This is a genomic window from Pantoea sp. Mb-10, from assembly GCF_021272205.1.
Lineage (GTDB): Bacteria > Pseudomonadota > Gammaproteobacteria > Enterobacterales > Enterobacteriaceae > Pantoea.
In genome coordinates this window covers 45,707-62,713 of record NZ_JAJSDX010000011.1, presented here as the reverse complement: position 1 = coordinate 62,713, position 17,007 = coordinate 45,707, and the positions used below count along the sequence as shown (strand labels likewise).

The 17,007-nt window shown below is 57.1% G+C and carries 15 protein-coding genes; 4 read left to right on the top strand and 11 right to left on the bottom strand.

What is annotated here, in order from left to right:
* Nucleotides 1-57: 57 nt before the first annotated feature.
* The 3 genes from LU196_RS18915 to LU196_RS18905 all read right to left on the bottom strand — a co-directional run bounded on the left by LU196_RS18915 (nt 58) and on the right by LU196_RS18905 (nt 4,007).
* Entirely contained in the window at nt 58-2,163 is a 2,106-nt protein-coding gene (locus tag LU196_RS18915) for an FUSC family protein (RefSeq protein ID WP_232760064.1), read from the bottom strand.
* A 319-nt stretch (nt 2,164-2,482) separates the two neighbouring features.
* Nucleotides 2,483-3,763 carry a type II toxin-antitoxin system HipA family toxin gene (locus tag LU196_RS18910; protein ID WP_232760065.1) on the bottom strand — a complete coding sequence of 427 codons (1,281 nt, stop codon included), beginning with the start codon at nt 3,761-3,763 and terminating at the stop codon, nt 2,483-2,485.
* Nucleotides 3,756-4,007: a helix-turn-helix domain-containing protein gene (locus tag LU196_RS18905; RefSeq protein WP_232760066.1), complete on the bottom strand. Its 252-nt coding sequence runs from the start codon at nt 4,005-4,007 to the stop codon at nt 3,756-3,758. The genes LU196_RS18910 and LU196_RS18905 overlap by 8 nt, the downstream gene beginning before the upstream one ends.
* Before the next feature lie 189 nt (nt 4,008-4,196).
* Between LU196_RS18905 and LU196_RS18900 the strand changes: the two genes are divergently transcribed.
* Both LU196_RS18900 and LU196_RS18895 read left to right on the top strand, forming a co-directional pair.
* On the top strand, nt 4,197-5,228 hold the full coding sequence (locus LU196_RS18900) for an NADP-dependent oxidoreductase (protein ID WP_232760067.1): 1,032 nt from the start codon (nt 4,197-4,199) through the stop codon (nt 5,226-5,228).
* Between the two features lie 149 nt (nt 5,229-5,377).
* Nucleotides 5,378-6,118 carry a nitroreductase family protein gene (locus LU196_RS18895; RefSeq protein ID WP_232760068.1) on the top strand — a complete coding sequence of 247 codons (741 nt, stop codon included), beginning with the start codon at nt 5,378-5,380 and terminating at the stop codon, nt 6,116-6,118.
* Between the two features lie 36 nt (nt 6,119-6,154).
* Here the strand turns inward: LU196_RS18895 and rluF are convergent, their stop codons facing one another.
* Nucleotides 6,155-7,036, bottom strand: a complete 882-nt coding sequence (gene rluF / locus LU196_RS18890; protein ID WP_232760069.1) for a 23S rRNA pseudouridine(2604) synthase RluF — start codon at nt 7,034-7,036, stop codon at nt 6,155-6,157.
* 158 nt (nt 7,037-7,194) lie between these two features.
* On the opposite strand from rluF, the gene LU196_RS18885 reads away from it, so the two are divergent.
* Nucleotides 7,195-7,923 (top strand): HPP family protein, encoded by a 729-nt coding sequence (locus LU196_RS18885; RefSeq protein ID WP_232760070.1) that lies wholly within the window; start codon nt 7,195-7,197, stop codon nt 7,921-7,923.
* Here the strand turns inward: LU196_RS18885 and LU196_RS18880 are convergent.
* The 5 genes from LU196_RS18880 to LU196_RS18860 are packed head-to-tail and all read right to left on the bottom strand — an operon-like array spanning nt 7,920 to nt 12,983.
* On the bottom strand, nt 7,920-8,846 hold the full coding sequence (locus LU196_RS18880) for a metallophosphoesterase (protein WP_232760071.1): 927 nt from the start codon (nt 8,844-8,846) through the stop codon (nt 7,920-7,922). The genes LU196_RS18885 and LU196_RS18880 overlap by 4 nt on opposite strands.
* A 12-nt stretch (nt 8,847-8,858) precedes the next feature.
* Entirely contained in the window at nt 8,859-9,677 is an 819-nt protein-coding gene (locus LU196_RS18875) for a carbohydrate ABC transporter permease (protein ID WP_232760072.1), read from the bottom strand.
* A complete protein-coding gene (locus tag LU196_RS18870) occupies nt 9,674-10,579 on the bottom strand; it encodes a carbohydrate ABC transporter permease (RefSeq protein ID WP_232760073.1) in 906 nt (301 codons plus the stop codon). Before LU196_RS18870 ends, LU196_RS18875 begins: the two co-directional genes overlap by 4 nt.
* On the bottom strand, nt 10,579-11,853 hold the full coding sequence (locus tag LU196_RS18865) for an ABC transporter substrate-binding protein (protein ID WP_232760074.1): 1,275 nt from the start codon (nt 11,851-11,853) through the stop codon (nt 10,579-10,581). Before LU196_RS18865 ends, LU196_RS18870 begins: the two co-directional genes overlap by 1 nt.
* Nucleotides 11,854-11,879: 26 nt before the next feature.
* A complete protein-coding gene (locus tag LU196_RS18860) occupies nt 11,880-12,983 on the bottom strand; it encodes an ABC transporter ATP-binding protein (RefSeq protein ID WP_232760075.1) in 1,104 nt (367 codons plus the stop codon).
* A 1,313-nt stretch (nt 12,984-14,296) separates the two neighbouring features.
* Here LU196_RS18860 and LU196_RS18855 point away from each other — a divergent pair.
* A complete protein-coding gene (locus tag LU196_RS18855; protein WP_232760076.1) occupies nt 14,297-14,854 on the top strand; it encodes a TetR/AcrR family transcriptional regulator in 558 nt (185 codons plus the stop codon).
* A 2-nt stretch (nt 14,855-14,856) separates the two neighbouring features.
* On the opposite strand, the gene LU196_RS18850 is transcribed toward LU196_RS18855, so the two are convergent.
* Together LU196_RS18850 and LU196_RS18845 are read right to left on the bottom strand one after the other, a co-directional pair.
* Nucleotides 14,857-15,438 (bottom strand): TetR/AcrR family transcriptional regulator, encoded by a 582-nt coding sequence (locus tag LU196_RS18850; RefSeq protein WP_232760077.1) that lies wholly within the window; start codon nt 15,436-15,438, stop codon nt 14,857-14,859.
* Nucleotides 15,439-15,585: 147 nt separating this feature from the next.
* Nucleotides 15,586-17,007: an efflux transporter outer membrane subunit gene (locus LU196_RS18845; protein ID WP_232760078.1), complete on the bottom strand. Its 1,422-nt coding sequence runs from the start codon at nt 17,005-17,007 to the stop codon at nt 15,586-15,588.

The window sequence follows — 17,007 nt, the reverse complement described above, 5'->3', positions numbered from 1 at the left end:
CGCTCACAGCGTGTCGTCAGAGCGTTCAGTATAGAGCCTGATTCGCTTGCGCAGCGGCTAGAGTGAGTACGGCTGCCAGGCGCGCTGCCGATAATCCTGATACTGGAGCTGCTCGCGCTGGCGCGCCGTGGGCTGCGGCCAGCCTTGTTCCGGAAAGAGATGCAGCCGCATATTATAGAGGTACAGCAGCGCTGGCAGCAGACGCTCATCGCGACGCGCCACGTATTCCAGCAACAGCATCAACGAATTGATCTCGTCCAACAGGTCGACGTGCGGCGGCGCGTCCAGCAGCTTTAGGCGACGTTTTAGAAACAGTGCCAATTCGTGATACATCTGTCCGCTGTCCACCTGATACTGCGCTAACAATGCGTGATGGCGTGCGTAATAATCAAAACTGTTTACACCAAGCCAGACCTCCGTCAACAGCAGACTGGCGGAGCGCATGTCCGATTGTGGATCGAGATGCAGGCGCGGCAGCACCACATTGATTTTGTCCAACATCAAGCCAATAAAACGCTGACGTCCTGACAGCGTCACCCGATGTCGCTCGGTCTCTTTGATGAAGCGTAGCAGCACCCGAATGCCCTGCCGCACCGCGCGCCGCGCCGTCCAGGAGGGACGTTTATTACGCAGCAGTACGGTGACCGTTACGGCGACCATCACCCCTGCCAGCGAAGCAAACGCGTTATTGACCAGCAGCACTAAGTCGGGCGTGAAGTGATGTCCCAGGCCAATTAATCCCGGAATTTGGATCGCGACGCTAATGCCGATCATGTTGGTGGTCGGACGCGCAATCATTAGCGCAAGCACAAACAAACCGGGCAGAAGACAGAGGATGAGCGCCTCAAACGAGGTCGCCTGCGGCAGCAGGAGCGCCACGTAAACAACGCTTATCGCAATGGCAACCAGGACGCCGCGCACAAACAGTTTCATGGAAGTCAGCGGTGTATCCAGACTGGCAAACAGCGAGCTCAGGATCGCCGCCATCACCGGTGCCGCTGCCCCATCGCGCCAGCCGGTAAGCATCCACAACAGGCAGCTGCCAAACACCGCCGCAAAAGCCGTCAGCGCCGAGAGTCGGATCAGCCCTTTGTCATAAAAACGGTGTGTGCGGTTGCCGCGTGCGGGCGTGGTGTCGCCAGAGAGATCGCTGACTAACGCGCCGACGCTTTGATACGCATTGGCAATACGCACAAAATCCGCCATGCGCTCCAGCAATCCGGTAAAAAGCAAACAGCGTTCGCTGTCGAGTTCATCGCTGCGCCACGCGGTGCGCAGCGTCTGCTGGCAGCGACGCAGTTCGAGCTGAATGCCGCTAACGTCGCCCGGCGCCTCGCCTTCGTTCAGCCAGTGAAGAAACAGACGGAAAGTCACGGCCACGCTGTCGGGAAAGGCGATCTGTCGCACCGCCAGACGCTGTAACCGCATTTCAATCGCCGTCAGCGTCGGAATGAGATAAGACAGATGCTGATACTGTACGCTCACCAAACGGATCAGGCGACGTGCCGCATCGCCTTCATACACGCAGTGGGTAATGAGCGTTTCGACCTGCTGTGGATTGGTGGCCATGTGCGTCAAAATCGCGTCGCGCTGCGGTAACGGCGCGCTAGACAACAGATCGTTCATCATCAGACGCGCGTTCTGATACCACTGGCTAACGCTCTGTTCGAGTAAGCGACGCATCGAAACCGGAAACAACAGCGCATGCACCAGGCTGCTGCATATCGTGCCCACGGCGATCTCTTCGATGCGCGAGAGCACGGTGCTGGTGATGTTCAGAGGCGTGGTGACGTCGGGAAAGCCCATGATCGCCGCGCTGTAGCCTGCCAGCATAAATACGTAACTCTTTGGCGTGCGGTCATGCAGGGACAGATAAAGACACAGGCTCACCCAGCCAGAAATGAGCAGGCTAAACAGCAGAGGATGCGCCACCGTGAGCGGGAAAAGGAGAAAAATAAAAACGCCGCCCAGCAGTGTCCCCATCAGGCGAAAAAGCGATTTCGAGATGGTGGAAGCCGAATAGAGCTGCGAGGCGATGAACACCGTGGTGATCGCCCAAGCGGGTTTATCCAAATTAAGTTCTAAAGCAAAGTAGAGTGCCAGAAAGGCGGCCAAACAGGTTTTTACAGCAAAAACAACGGCGTTTTTTGAAAACCACGGCATGAGGCGGACACAATCGCAAAGCGGTAAGTGCCGCGTATCCTGCCAGAATACGTCACCGCCTCACGCTGACAACTGCGTCAAATTGTTTCAGCATCAAAAATAATGATTTAGCCGCGCAATTGCGCAAGCGAGAATTGTTCAGTCATGCTAATGGGATAAACCGTGCACTCAGGGGAAAAACGGCCGCGCTCAGCATAGGCAGGCCGCGCACACAGGCAGGCGCATCAGCTTAGCAAATGTGTTGTAGATCACATTTCCTCACCGGCCTAGCTGTTTCCCTCCGGCTCCATAAAAAGATTTCGTGCAGCCCTTGTCCTTGCTATGCGTTCCATCGAGCGCGTAGCTGGGTTGCTCCGCGTGCGTGGTGCTCACAGCAATCGGTCCGTTTTACGCTTTTTAGGTCGTTCACGTCAGTGGTCAGAAACAGGTTATTGGTGGCCATACAGCGCGCCAACGACTGCGCAATCGCCTGGCGTAGCGTCGGAAATCCCTGAAACAGTTCGCTGCTGTAAAGGTGATCGGTCAGGATATCGGCGAACTGCTCCATCACCTGCAGCGGCTTAACGATTTTTAACTCGCGTGCAAACTTCAGTAGCGTGTCCCGGTTGGGAAATGCTTTCTGCCGGTTCAGTTTGAGCGCAAGCTGGTTGTCCGTGCTGGGATAAATTTGCGTGTTTACCACATCATACAGTGGCGAAAGCACAGGGTTTTGTCTTGTCGTATCGCTGTAAAGCAAGGCGAAATTTTTCAAGTGCGCATCACCATTGCCAACCATGCAGCTGAATAACACATAGCGCCAGTAGCGATCGATCTGGGCATGATCGCGTGTAAACAGGCTGACGATCTTCGCACCGGTTTCATAAGATCCGCTGTATTTGTGCTCGGCATGTCTGCCCGACAATACGCAAAAATCCTCCATCGCGAGCCGCGTATTTTGCTGAATATCGAAGCGTTCCATAATAAACAGCTCTTTGTTATCCGAGAGCCAAAAATCTGCCACAGGTAGGCCGCAGGCGCGCGCCAGCGACATGCAGACAAATTCATTTTCCGCCAAACGGGGAAACTCTTCATCTCCGGTTTTCGCGATCAGATTCGGATAAAGCAAGGTTCCGCGATTTTCGGTACTCACCATGACTTTTGGCTGCACGCCAGAAATGGATGTCTGAAGCAGATATTTGTTAAGCAGATACTGAAAGGCGCTCTCTTTGTGGTCCCAACGCAGCAGTTCCTCGAGTTTTTCGGGACCCGCTGGCGGCAGCGCAAGGGCGCTTTTGTAAGAAAGGGCGCCGATGCCTGTCTCATGCTGTAGCGCCAGAAATAACATGTCGTTGATAGTAGAAACGTAGCGGCGCAGGCGCTCTGAGATATGATAGCGCACGTAGCCTTCTGGAATGTTCATTTCAAAAATCGGCAGCAGGCGACCTGCGTTGTAGCTGAGACGGTTGAACGGCTGCATGGTGAGTGAAACGGCCGCTGCGTCCCCTGCCCCATAGCTGAAATTATAACTGCCGTGCTCATGTAATAGCCGTCCACTGTAGGCACCCCCGACCGTGACGTCGAGGGTGCGAAGGGGCTGTGCAAGTTGGTTAAGATCAATCATCGTTAAACAGTGTCTCCAGCTGATCCCACTGCGGTAGGCCAAGGGGGTGCACCGTAAGCTGCAATTCAAGTGCCGTTAAATAGAGCGTGAGCGCTTTTAACGATCCGCTGTACTGTCCAGTTTCAATTTGCGAAATCACGCTGCGATTTACCCCTGCCTGGCTGGCCGCCGCCGCTTGGGTCCACCCCTTGGCTTTGCGCGTTTGCTGACAGGTCACGCCGATAGCTTGCAAACCCGGTAACATCACGCCCTCACTTTTTGATGATATATAGCAACAAAGCTATTATTAAATGCTCTTGGTTATTATATAGCAACAAAATATGTTGCACACTACAAGCCTGCCCGATTTCGAATAAGCTTGGCGATGTAATGAAACCAGACAGCGCGAAGTTGACTACACTTCCCTCTTTACTCGATGTATGGAGGTCACACGATGACGCAATCACCCAAGACAAATAAAGCCTGGCTGCTGGCTTCACGCCCGAAAGGCGAGCCGGTTAAAGAGAATTTTCGCCTGGTGGAACAGCCTATGCCCGAGGTGAAAGACGGCGAAATGCTGCTGCGTACCGTGTATTTGTCGCTCGATCCTTACATGCGCGGACGCATGGATGACAGCAAATCCTACGCCGCGCCCGCTGAGCTCGATAAACCCATGGTGGGCGGCACGGTATGTCAGGTGGAAGAGTCGAAGCATCCGGACTTCAAAACCGGCGATTGGGTGCTGTCGGCCAGCGGCTGGCAGAGCTATGCCCTTTCGGATGGCAAAGAGGTCAGTAAACTTGGCAACCTTGCGCATCCCTCATGGGCGTTGGGCATTTTAGGCATGCCGGGTTTTACCGCCTATATGGGTCTGATGGATATCGGCCAGCCGAAACAGGGAGAAACCTTGGTCGTTGCAGCGGCGACCGGACCGGTGGGCGCAACCGTTGGTCAGTTGGGCAAGCTACATAGCTGCCGCGTCGTGGGCGTGGCAGGCGGCGAAGAGAAGTGCCGCTATGCCATTGAGAAGCTAGGATTCTCGGCGTGTCTTGATCACCACCGTGATGATTTTGCCGAGCAGCTAGCGGCAGCGTGCCCGGACGGCATCGATATCTACTATGAAAACGTGGGTGGCAAGGTGTTTGATGCGGTCTTTCCGCTGCTCAATACCGCTGCGCGCGTCCCGATTTGTGGCCTTGTCTCCTCGTACAACAGCGGTGACAGTTTGCCAGACGGCCCGGATCGCACGCCGTGGCTGCTGGGCGGCCTGCTGAAACGCCGCATTCGGATGCAAGGGTTCATTATTTTCCAGGATTATGGCGATCGCTATCCAGAATTCCTCAAGGCCATGACGCCGCTGGTGGAGCAAGAGAAAATCCACTACCGCGAACACATGATCGAAGGACTGGAGAACGCGCCGCAGGCGTTTTTCGACATGCTAAAAGGCAAAAACTTTGGCAAAACGGTCGTGAAAGTCAGCGATTAACGGTGCGGGAAGGCCTGCGGCCTTCCCGACTACGCGGGCACATGCCTGTGTGGAAAATTCATACAAAATAATCAGTTGCGGATGGCAATAACGGTTAAGTCATCCGCGTCCGCTCTCTGCTAACCTTTGCCTCCCAATCAGGAGGTTCCATGCAATCATTCATCGATATTTTTACCTCGCACAAAAGCGAGCGCAGCTTTACCGACCAGCCCGTTGATGACGCGGCGCTGGACCGCATTATTGAGGCCGCTTACCGCGCGCCCACCTCGGTGAACTCACAGCAGGTGTCTCTTGTGGTCACACGTGACGCCGCCAAGCGCGCTGAGATTGCGCAGATTGCCGGTGGACAACCGTGGATTGCCAAAGGTGCGGTGTTTATTACGCTGGTCCTGGATATGCACAAATCTCGCCTGGCAATGAACGCGATTGATCAACAGCAGGTGGCGCAGCAGAGCATTGAGAGCATTGTGTCCGGTGCCACAGACGTGGGGATCGCGCTGGGCAGCATTATGGCCGTGGCCCGCTCAGAAGGTTTGGGTATCGTGCCCATTGGCGGTATTCGCCGCGATCCGCAGGCAATGATCGCCTTGTTGGATCTGCCAGAATACACCTTCCCGGTCGCGGGCGTGGTGATTGGTCACGTTGACCAACCGGCGGCGCAAAAGCCGCGTCTGCCAATGCCGACCTTCCGTCATGAAGAGCGTTATCAACAAGATGGCCTGACGCAGCACATCGCGGATTACAATGCCGAGATGGTACAGCACTGGAAAACCATCGGACGCAGCGATGGCGAGAGCTGGAGCGAGAGTGTCAGCGGCTATTACAGCAAAATCTACTTCCCAGACGTGCTGCCCGCGCTGAAAAAACAGGGTTTTGGCAACGACAAATAAGGCGTTCCCGCGTCTGCCCGCGCGGGGCGTTGCCCGCTAGCGCCCTTTTTTCTTGCGGCCTGGCTGCGTAAAGCGCTGGCGTCCCGCCGGTTTTCCGGCGGGTTTTTCCCCGCCGCGTGGCGCCGCGCCCGCGGTTTTTTTCGCAGCGCTGGCCGGTTTCTTTTTCGCCTGCGCTTTCTGCGTTTTTTGATCTTCGGACGACGAGTCTTCGATCAGGTTAAACAGTTCGATGAGCTCATCATCGGTCAGATCGCGCCACTCACCCAGTGGAATGCCTTTGAGGCTAACGTTCATGATGCGTGTGCGTTCCAGCTTGGTGACTTCATAGCCGAAATGCTTGGTCATACGGCGAATTTGGCGGTTCAGGCCCTGCACCAGGATAATGCGAAACACAAAGGTAGATTCTTTTTTCACTTTGCATTTTTTTGTGACAGTGCCCAGCATCGGCACCCCGCCCGCCATGCCCGCGATAAACTCGTCCGTGATCGGTTTATCGACCGTGACCACATACTCTTTTTCATGGTTGTTACCCGCGCGCAGGATTTTATTCACCAGATCGCCGTGATTGGTGAGGAAAATCAGCCCCTGCGAATCTTTATCCAGACGCCCAATCGGGAACACGCGTTTGCTGTGATTCACGAAATCACCGATGTTGTCGCGCTCGCCCTCTTCCATGGTGGTAACAATCCCCACCGGTTTATTCAGCGCAATCAGCACCAGGTCTTCTTCGTTACGCGGTTCAATCAGCTGGCCGTTAACTTTGACCTCATCCCCGGCGAACACCTGCGCACCGACGCTGGCCCGTTTTCCATTAATAAAAACATTGCCCTGTTCGATATAGCGATCGGCATCACGGCGCGAGCAGATTCCGCTCTCGCTGATGTATTTGTTCAGGCGCGTAGATGAGTTTGGCAGCATGGTTCCTCCGAAAAAAAACGGACTATACAACATGCCAAAAGGATTGGTAAGCCGCCGTGCGCTACCTGTACAGATAGCGAGCCAAGCTTGAGCTTGTGGCGTGACGGACGATCAGCGACAATCTGCGCCCCTGTTTTTGGCTATCACGTGGTTCCTGCATGTTTACATCGCTTTTCACTGTCGCGCGGACCTTCTGCGCACGCTTATGGCCGCATCCCCTGCCCGTTGCCAAAAGGCAGCGGGTAACTGCCAGCGTGGGTGCCGGGTTGGGATTACTGCTCACCAGTTTGGTAAGCCATGCGCTGCTGGGCGAAGTGAATTTGTGGTTTGTTGCGCCGATGGGTGCCTCAGCGGTACTGCTGTTTGGTTTGCCCAGCAGCCCGCTGGCCCAGCCGTGGTCAATTGTGGGCGGTAATGGGCTTGCCGCAGCGATTGGCGTCACTGTTGCGCAGTGGGTCTCCGATCCGGCTGTGGCGTGTGGGGTCGCCGCGGGTTTGACTCTTTTAGCAATGTATCAACTGCGCTGTTTGCATCCGCCCAGCGGTGCCATTGCGCTCACGGCGGTGTTAGGCGGTGACGGCGTGCAGCAGTTGGGTTATCACTTCGTTGTGACGCCGGTCTTGCTTAATTCACTGTGCCTGGCCCTGCTGGCGCTGCTGTTTAATGCTATCGCGGGTCGCCGTTACCCTCACTCTGCTGCAACTGAGAGTCAGCCACAACATATCGCCCTTGCGGTGCCCATTACCCGCGATGATCTCCATCAGGCGCTGGAAAGCGGCGAACTGTTGGACATTGATGAAGCGGATGTGCAGCTGCTGTTGCAGCGCGCCGAGGCGATCGCCCTGCGCCGTCAGCAGGCAACACCGACGTTAACCCGCGCCCGCTAACGCGCCTGGATGGCGAAGCAGGTGCTGGCTTCGCCGCCAAATCCCTGAATAGCGACCCGGTCCTTGGTGATTTCGACGACGGCAAAAGGTACCGCATCAGGGCCGTTTAGCATGCCTTTAAGGGTCACGAACCCTGACTGACCGATAATGGCATGATTGCCTTTGTGATCGTGTCCTGCAAAACAGCAAGGTATGTTGTAACTAGTAACGAGATCGACTAACACGTTGCTGTTCATTAAGTTATGCCGCGTCAGTGGCGCGAGCGGATAATGCCCGAAGATGATAACGCGTTCGCCGCAGCGCTGCGCCTGTTGAAGCTGCTGTTCAATCCACGCCAGCTGCTGCTGCCCGACCGCCCCATTCCACGGCTCGGCCTGCGGCTGCCCCTGCGCGCGCAGCGCGTTCAGCAGCGTTTCGGCCTGATAGCGATCATCGCCGTTAAGGGCGTTGCAGTAGAGGCTGACGTCATTGCCATCGTAAACCACAAAACGCCAGCCCGGCAGACGAAAGGCGTAATAGTGCTTAGGCAATGCGGCGCGATCGGCCAGCAGTGTGGTGAGCGCGAGCGCGTCATGGTTGCCCAACACCACCGCATGGGGATGAATGAGCCGCGTATAGAGCGGCAGCACGGCAGCATAATCGTCGGCCTGGCGATCAACGATATCCCCTAACGTCACCACAAAATCCAGCGGCAGCTGGTTAAAGGCCGCGATAGCCTGCGGCAGCTTTTGCAGCGCATGGCGGTAATAGAGGTGCTGCGCGACGTCGGCATCCACATCGGCATATTGCGGATCGGTCATCAGACCAAAGCGCAAGGTCGTGCTATCGCGTAGCGTCTGCCCCACCGCTGGCGGCGTGAATAGCGCGGCGACGTTGCCCAGCAGCGCGCGCTGGGTGGCGGTCAATGGACACGGACAATCCATCCCCTTTTCTCCTTAACGAATACCCGCTCGCATAAAAGACTGCACAAACTGACGCTGGAACAACAGAAACAGCACCAGCAGCGGCAGCGTGGTCATCAGCGTTCCTGCACCTATCAATGCCCACTGCACGCCTTGCTCCGGCGCGGAAAACAGCTGTAGGCCAACGGTCAGCGGCCGCACATTGACTGAATCAGCAATCACCAGCGGCCAAAGAAAATCGTTCCAGTGAAAGCTGATCGAGACCAGCGCAAAGGCCATGTAGGTGGGTTTCGCCAGCGGCACGTACAGCTTACGTAAGATATACAGGCGACTGGCCCCTTCCATAATTGCCGCCTCCTCCAGCACGCGCGGTATCCCCTTGAAGGTTTGCCTGAGCAGGAAAATGGCAAAGGCGGAGGCAAAGTACGGCAGGGCTATACCGGTCAGCGTGTCACGCAGTCCCAGCGCGCTGATGGTTTTATAGTTGTTGAGGATCAGCACGTCTGGACTGATCATCAGCTGCAGCAGAATCAACGCAAACAGCACACCGCCAAATTTCAACTTATACCGCACCAGCGCATAGGCCGCCAACGTCGCGAGAACCAACTGCACCCCCACAATCATCAGCACCAGCAGCGTGGTGTTGATGAAGTAGCGCGCAAACGGCGCGGCGTGCCAGGCTGCAACAAAATTCTCCAGCGTCAGCGGTGAGAACAGTTCGAAGCGGCCCTGCTGCGCGGTGGGATGAATGGCGACCCAGATGGCAGTGAGAATCGGCAAACACCACAGCAGTGCCGCCAGCCAGAGGGTGATATTCAGCGCCAGGCGACCCAGCGAAAACGGCGTTTTCATTGATAGTGTGCTCGCTTATCCAGCAGTTTGAATTTCAGCAAGGCAACGGCAGCGAGGATCACCAGCAGCACCACCGTCATGGCCGCCGCCGCGGGAAGGTTCCAGTAGCTAAACGCGGTGCGATAGATATAAAACAGTAAAAGGCTGGTGCTGTTATCGGGCCCGCCGTTGGTAAGCGCGATGACCTGATCGACAATACGAAAAGCGTTCATGGCGGCATTAATCAGGACAAACAGCGTGGTCGGCATCAGCAGCGGCCACTGCACGCGGCGGAAAAAGTACAGCCGCGAGGCCCCCTCGATTTGCGCCGCCTCGCCTAAGCGCGGATCGATTTGCTGCAGCGCGGCGAGATAGAAAATCATAAAAAAGCCCGCTTCCCGCCAAATTGATATCGCCATCAGGCTGTAGAGCGCCGTATCCGGCTCGCCCAGCCAATTCACCGCAGGCAGCGAAAACAGCGCAAGGCACTTGTTTAATAGCCCGAGCTGCGGCGTATAGAAAAACAGCCAAAGATTGGCGATGGCGATCATCGGCAGCAGTGAGGGAATAAAAAACGCGGCGCGCAACAGCGACGTGCCGCGCAGGCGTTGATTAACCGCCAGCGCCATCAGGAGCGCCAGCATGACGGCCAGCGGCACCGTAATCAGCGCATAGCGCAGCGTATTCCACAGCGACTGAATGAAGATATCGTCGTCCAGCAGGGCCGCGTAGTTATCCAGCCCGACAAAATGGGCTGGATGGTTGGCTCGCGACGCGCTGAATACGCTCTCCCACAGGGTGGCGATCGCCGGATAGTGCGTGAACAGCAGCAAGAAACTCATCGCTGGCAGTAACAGCAGATACCCGTAGATCTGCGCGGACAGTAAGCGCGTCCGCGCGGTACGCAAAGCCAGCGCGCGCATCACTGATAGGGTTTCAACAGGCGGTCGGCTTGTTTCTGCGCGCTCTCCAACGCCTCTGCCGGGGTTTTAGCCTGGGTGACGGCGGCTTCAATGGCGTGATTCAACGTCTCCTGAATCTGCACGCTGTTATAGGTAGAGAGTTCGGGTTGCGCATATTTCAGCTGTTCGCGCGCCACCAACGCTTGCGGGACCACTTTGACATAGGCTTTCATCGCGGGGGTGTCCCACGCGCCGGGCGACGTTGCCACATAGCCCGTGGCAATACTCCAGCGCGCAGCCTGTTCGGGTGAGGTGACCCAGCGGATAAACGTCATGGCCGCTTTCTGCTGCGCCGGCGAGGCGCTGCTGAACACATACAGGTTACCGCCGCCGGTGGGACTGCCGCGCTGGGTTTTCTCCGGCAGCATCGCAACACCAAACGGGAATTTTGCATTCTCGTGCACGTTAGCCAAATTACCGGTGGTGGTGACCATCATCGCGGTTTTACCGCTAATAAAGTCCTGCGGCGTGGTACCCCATGCCACCGTGCCTTTCGGTGAGACCTGCTCTTTTTGCCCCAGATCGGTCAGCCACTGCAGCGTTTCTACATTGGTTGGCGTATTGAACGTGACCGCTGTGCCTTTGCCGTTATCGAGATGACCGCCGTTGGTCGCCGCCAGCCCTTGAAAATTCCAGTAGCCATTTGGCGTTGACGGAATCTCAATCCCCCACTGCGTCACGCCGCTGGCGTCCTTAAGCGTTAACTTTTTCCCGAAATCCACCACTTGCTGCCACGTGGCAGGTGGCGTCTCCCCGTTTAACCCGGCTTTTTCAAAGGCCTGTTTGTTCCAATACAGCACCACCGTCGAGCGCTGAAACGGGACGCCCCATATTTTGCCATCGATAGGACGCAGAAACGCCGGATAGAATCCCGTAAGCCACGCCTTGCCCGCGTCATCGTTCGCTAAATCGCTGGCGGCAACAATCGCGCCAGCATCCATCAGCGAATAGGCTTCGATATCCCCCATTACGGCCATCTGCGGCGCATTGCCACCGCGAAAGGCGGTTAACGCCTTGGTGACGGTGGTGGCGTAATCACCGGTATAAACCGGCTGGATGTGCACATCAGCATGGGTACGTTCAAAGTCGGAGACCAGCGATTCCACGGTGTGACTGACTTTACCGCCGACCGCAATCGGGTAGTACATCTGAAGCGTGACCGGCTCAGCGGCACAGGTAGCCGTTGCTGACAACAACCATGCACAAGCCAGGCGTGAATAACGAGTTGCAGACATGCGTTTTCCTTGGGCAAAAACAACAGTTAAACAGCGTATTTTTTTTCGTTACCGGTGAGTCTCTGTTCCGCCGCCGCGCAGCGTTGGCCCGTGCGGCTGGAGAACAGGTATTGGCGCGCAGCGGACCATTGCAGGCCGACCGAGTCCCCTTCGTTAAAACGTTGCAGCCCAGGGACTTTTACAATCAGGGGGGCCTTGATTGCCGAAAGCTGGCAGGCCAGCAGCGTGTCCGCCCCCATATATTCATAACTGAGTGCCCGCGCGATCAGCGCCGATGAGTTGGGCGCGGTCACGTCGATATCTTCTGCGCGCAGGCCGAGGCTGAGTGATTCGGCAGACGGGTGCGTCACCACCGGTGCCGCAAGCGTACTGAGATAATGGTTCTCGCCGCGTGCCTGTAGCGGCAGGATGTTCATCGGCGGCGCACCGATGAATTGGGCGGCGAAAAGGCTGGCCGGCTGGTGATAGAGCGCCTCTGGCGTGCCGATTTGCTCTATCTTGCCAGCGTTCAGCAGAATGATACTGTCCGCCATACTCATGGCTTCGGTTTGATCGTGCGTCACGTAGATTAAGGTGAGGCCCAGTTTCTTTTGCAACGCGCGAATTTCACGGCGCATACTCTGGCGCAGGCGCGCATCAAGATTCGACAGCGGCTCATCCATCAGACACAGCCTATGGTTAGCAATCACCGCCCTTCCCAGCGCCACGCGCTGCTGCTGCCCGCCCGACAGTTGAGACGGTAAACGATCAAGCAAGTTGTCTAACTCCAGCAAGCTGCTGACATCGTGCAGGCGTGCCCCAAAGGTCTGCTTGTCTTCACCGCGCGCTTTCAGGCCAAACAGCAGATTTTCCCGCACGTTGAGATGGGGAAACAGCGCGTAAGATTGAAACACCATCGAAAGCCTGCGCTGTGACGGCGGCAGATGCGTGACGTCCTGCTGTTGCAGCTGGATCTCTCCTTCATCAGCACTTTCCAATCCGGCAATGGTGCGCAACAGCGTGGTTTTGCCGCATCCCGATGGCCCCAGCAGTGCTACAAAGCTGCCTGGTTCCACGGTGAAGCTGATGTCGTTCAGGGCAAGGTGATCGCCCCAGTTTTTTTTAATGTGATGAAGCGTAAGCGCGCTCATGCAGCCAAGGTCCTGAAATCAGAATGGCGGTAAGCTAGCGCAGCGGAATGAAGGTTTTATGGCAGCAAGATGACGGGACGGTGACCAAGGCGTTGGTGGAGCGCTGCGGGAGTCCGGCCCGCAAAGCCGGGAATGCGTGAGCGGGTTCCGGCCCGCTCAACTGCCGGTGGAGGGTGAGCGGGTTCCGACCGCTCGAGCCGGTAAATGGAGAGCGGGGTCCGGCCCGCTCAGCCGGTCTTCACTGAACCCTGAGCGGGTTCCGACCGCTCAGCCGGTCTGTAGTAAACCCTGAGCGGGTTCCGCCCGCTAAGCGCACGGCAGTTTCATCCACCCCGCTGCGGCGTACGGGCAAAGGGCCGATGGGCGCGGCCCTTTGCAATCCGCGCCCTGCGCCAGCCTCCGCTGTTCCCTCACTCCGCCGCGCCAGCCTCACGGACCGCGCGGATTCGCCATCCCTGGCTCATTCCGCCCTCTCAGCGGCATCCCTGCCGCTTCGTCCTGGCCGTCACGCTCCGTTCGGCGCTCCGGATGGCGCCACAAACCTCGCCTTTAAGAGCCTTTTTCTTTTTTTGTGTGTGGTGTTGTCTGGAGGGCTGTAAACGGGTCTGCGAAGAAAGCGGCTGGCTGGAAAAAACAGAAGACAGAAGACAGAAGGTTTCTGATGAACACCGCGCGGGCGGGATGCTAGTTAAAAGTCTTTCAACCACCCAGTAACCTCAAAAGACTTAAAAACACGAACGAAGGGTTTTACTTAAAGCAGCGCAGCCTGAACGCACCTTAAAAATCTTCCCGCCACGCGGCGGCTGCGAAAAAAGTCATGGCGTGCAGCAGGGGGTGTGAAGCGCCATCCCCACTCGCTGAACGAAGGAGGCCTTCCAGGGCGAGCGGCATGGATGCCGCGAGAGGCGGCGTTGAGCAGGAGCGAATCGACGCCGGTCCGTCAGGAAGGCTGAGAGAGTGAAGGTACCGCGCAGCGGCGAGTGGGGCTGGCGCAGGGCCGGGGAGTGCAGAGGGCGCGGCCTGGCGCCCTCTGCTCGGTCGCCGCAGCGCGGTAAAGGCACCTGCCATTGCGATGGCGAACGAAAGTCGCTCCGTGCTAACGCCAGCGCCGTGCCGCTGCCTGCGGCACAAGCCCCGCCACAGCAAGTGGCAAAGGCACCTGCCTGCGGCATAAGCCCGCCACTGCAAGTGGCTAAAGCACCCCGCCGCTGCCTGCGGCGCAAGCCACCAGCCACTGCAAGTGGCTAACGCTCCCCATGACGCTGCGGGAAATTATGCGTAAACTAGCGCTTCCGCCCTTGTGAGAACCCACCATGAGCCGCAGCGAAAACATTCTTGACGCAGCCGAGCGCTGCATGCGTCAGCACGGATTTTATCAAACCTCGGTGCAACAGATTGCCCGTGAATCCGGGGTGAGCATTGGGCTGATTTATAAATATTACAAAAACAAAGAAGCCATCATCGAAGCGCTGGTGACGCGCGTGGTGCAACGGATGATTACCCTGCTCAACGCTGATTTTAAGCACGCCGCGCACGCTGCCACCCACTCGGCGCAGGATATTGTGCCGCCCGCAGTGGAACAAAGCATCGTATTACTGATGGAAGTGTCTGCGGAAGCCACGCGCAATGCCCGCATTCATCACATCATGCAGGAGGCCTGGCAAGAGCTGGGCAATAACTTTATCCGTCAGGAACAAGCGCTGAATCCCACCCTGGAGGCGCGGGTTATTCGTTCGCGGCTCTCTACCATGTCGCTGATCATTGATGGCTTGATTATTCGTCGCTGCATGAAACAGCAGGCCATTCCTGAGGGATTTCTCCCCTTCTTTGCTGAGATTAACCGCGAAGTGCATCGGCCCGACGGGGCATGACGTCAGGTAAACAGATGGCGATCCAGTATCGCATTGATGCGCCGTCGCTCCTGCGCGTCCTTGTCACCGTCGTCAACGGCCCGGCACGCCACACCATCCACGAGTACCAATAAAAATTGAATGCGCTGATGACGTTGTTCGGCACTCATTACAGGATACGTAAGGGCAAACGCGTGCGACAGTTCGCGTACCAGTTGCTGCTCCTGCTGTGCTAACACCTCGCGCACCGCTTCATTGCGTGAGGCTTCTGAATACATCTCAAGTAACAAACAGCGATCTTGCTGGGGCCAGCCGTGCCAAAACGTCGAATGCGGATCCACAAGGTGCTCGACGCTGTTTTGCTGCGGCAGCGTATGCTGCAAAAAAAGGCGCCAGCGCACGGCGATCGCGTTGATGGCCGCCCAGACAATGCTCTCCTTACTGCTGAAATGACGATAGATTTGCCCCGCGCCTAAGCCTGATTCACGACAGATATCCGCCATGCTGGTACCGTGAAACCCCGCCCGGCTAAAGCAGGCCTCTGCGGCTGAAATAATCCACTGCTGGCGCTGCTCAGTAAACGCGTCATGATCAGATTTACTCAAAATCCCTCCTGGAACCGTCTGCGCCGGATAGTGTACTTTTTTGCAGGCGGATAATACGGGAGACAGGGAAAAAATGTCACACGCATGCCGAAAAGGTCGCCGTGATGGCCGACCTTTCACGTGAACGACACTTATCCCCAGCAAGCACTATATTGGTCGATCGTCGGCATCTAACGCCATTCCACCCCCCATAACCTTATAAAAGGTGATCAGGTTTTGGTAATACGCCTGCTGGACGGTGACTAAGCTCGTCCGCGCGCTGTAGAGCGTGCGCTGCGCGGTTAAGGCATTCAGCCACGTATCCACGCCGTTCTGGTAGCGCAGATCGGCTAAATGCCAATAGGTCTGCGCGGCCGCCACATTATTACGCTGGCTGCTGAGTTGGCTATTGAGAGTACCTCGCCGCGCCAGCGCATCCGCCACCTCCTGGAAAGCGGTCTGCACCGCTTTCTCATAGGCGGCCACGTAGTACTCTTTTTGCGCCTTGGTGTAATTCAGGTAGGCCACATTGTAGCCCCCCTTGAAGATGGGCAGCGAAATAGACGGTGCAAAGGACCAGATACCCGCACCGTTTTTGAACAGCGCAGAGAGGTCGCTGCTGCCTACGCCACCGCTGGCGGTAAGCGTGATGCTGGGAAAGAAGTTAGCCCGCGCCGCGCCGATATTGGCATTTGCCGCCTTGAGGTTGTGCTCGGCTTGCAGCACATCCGGGCGATTCTGCAACACCGCAGAGGAAACGCCGGCGGGCACATCACGCAAAGCCTGCCCCAGCGAGTCAATATCCGCAGGCAGGAGCGTATCCGGTACGCTTTTTCCCACCACCAAATCCAACGCGTTTTTATCCTGAGCCACGCTGGTGGTATAGCTGGCAACATCGGCCTGCGCCGATTGCCAGGTGGTCTCCGCCGAGGAGACATCCACCATTGACGCCACCCCGCTTTCCATCCGCTTACGCGTGACCGCCAGAGACTGCTCTGCACTCTTCGCGGTCTCTTTCGCGATGGTCAGATTGCTGCGATCGGCCGCAAGCTGTAGCCAATAGCTTACCGTGTTATAGAGCACCGTCAGACGCGTACTGCGCGCGCCCTCCAGCGTGCCCAGATAGGTCTCATACTGCTGGCGGGTTAAGCTTTGATTTTTGCCAAACAGATCGAGCTCAAAAGCGCTGACGCTGCCTTCTGCCGAATAGCTGCTGCTTAGCGCGGTTTGATTGCCCTCGCCGCTTAAGGTGCGGGCGCGCGTGCCGCTGAGGCCCGCACTCAGCGAGGGGAAGAGATCGGCCCGCTGCTCGCCATACTGCGCATGCGCCGATTTAACATTCGCCACCGCCTCGCGCAGGTCGCGGCTGCTATCCAGCGCCATCGCCACCACCTGACGCAACTGCGCATCAAGCACGTAGTCTTGCCAGCGGATAGTGCGATAGTCCGACGTAGAGGCGGGCAAATCGCGATACGCCTCGCCGCGGGGCGCCTGGCTGCTCACCGCCCCTTCAGGTCGATCGTAGTGTGGGTCCAGCGAGACGCAGCCCGTCAGTAGCAAAGGTAACCACAACAGAATAGGTTTAGACAT

Excerpts from the sequence above, each read along its gene's own strand:
- LU196_RS18915 (WP_232760064.1), bottom strand. The coding sequence starts at position 2,163 with ATGCCGTGGTTTTCAAAAAACGCCGTTGTTTTTGCTGTAAAAACCTGT.
- LU196_RS18910 (WP_232760065.1), bottom strand. The coding sequence starts at position 3,763 with ATGATTGATCTTAACCAACTTGCACAGCCCCTTCGCACCCTCGACGTC.
- LU196_RS18905 (WP_232760066.1), bottom strand. The coding sequence starts at position 4,007 with ATGTTACCGGGTTTGCAAGCTATCGGCGTGACCTGTCAGCAAACGCGC.
- LU196_RS18900 (WP_232760067.1), top strand. The coding sequence starts at position 4,197 with ATGACGCAATCACCCAAGACAAATAAAGCCTGGCTGCTGGCTTCACGC.
- LU196_RS18895 (WP_232760068.1), top strand. The coding sequence starts at position 5,378 with ATGCAATCATTCATCGATATTTTTACCTCGCACAAAAGCGAGCGCAGC.
- rluF (WP_232760069.1), bottom strand. The coding sequence starts at position 7,036 with ATGCTGCCAAACTCATCTACGCGCCTGAACAAATACATCAGCGAGAGC.
- LU196_RS18885 (WP_232760070.1), top strand. The coding sequence starts at position 7,195 with ATGTTTACATCGCTTTTCACTGTCGCGCGGACCTTCTGCGCACGCTTA.
- LU196_RS18880 (WP_232760071.1), bottom strand. The coding sequence starts at position 8,846 with ATGGATTGTCCGTGTCCATTGACCGCCACCCAGCGCGCGCTGCTGGGC.
- LU196_RS18875 (WP_232760072.1), bottom strand. The coding sequence starts at position 9,677 with ATGAAAACGCCGTTTTCGCTGGGTCGCCTGGCGCTGAATATCACCCTC.
- LU196_RS18870 (WP_232760073.1), bottom strand. The coding sequence starts at position 10,579 with ATGCGCGCGCTGGCTTTGCGTACCGCGCGGACGCGCTTACTGTCCGCG.
- LU196_RS18865 (WP_232760074.1), bottom strand. The coding sequence starts at position 11,853 with ATGTCTGCAACTCGTTATTCACGCCTGGCTTGTGCATGGTTGTTGTCA.
- LU196_RS18860 (WP_232760075.1), bottom strand. The coding sequence starts at position 12,983 with ATGAGCGCGCTTACGCTTCATCACATTAAAAAAAACTGGGGCGATCAC.
- LU196_RS18855 (WP_232760076.1), top strand. The coding sequence starts at position 14,297 with ATGAGCCGCAGCGAAAACATTCTTGACGCAGCCGAGCGCTGCATGCGT.
- LU196_RS18845 (WP_232760078.1), bottom strand. The coding sequence starts at position 17,007 with ATGTCTAAACCTATTCTGTTGTGGTTACCTTTGCTACTGACGGGCTGC.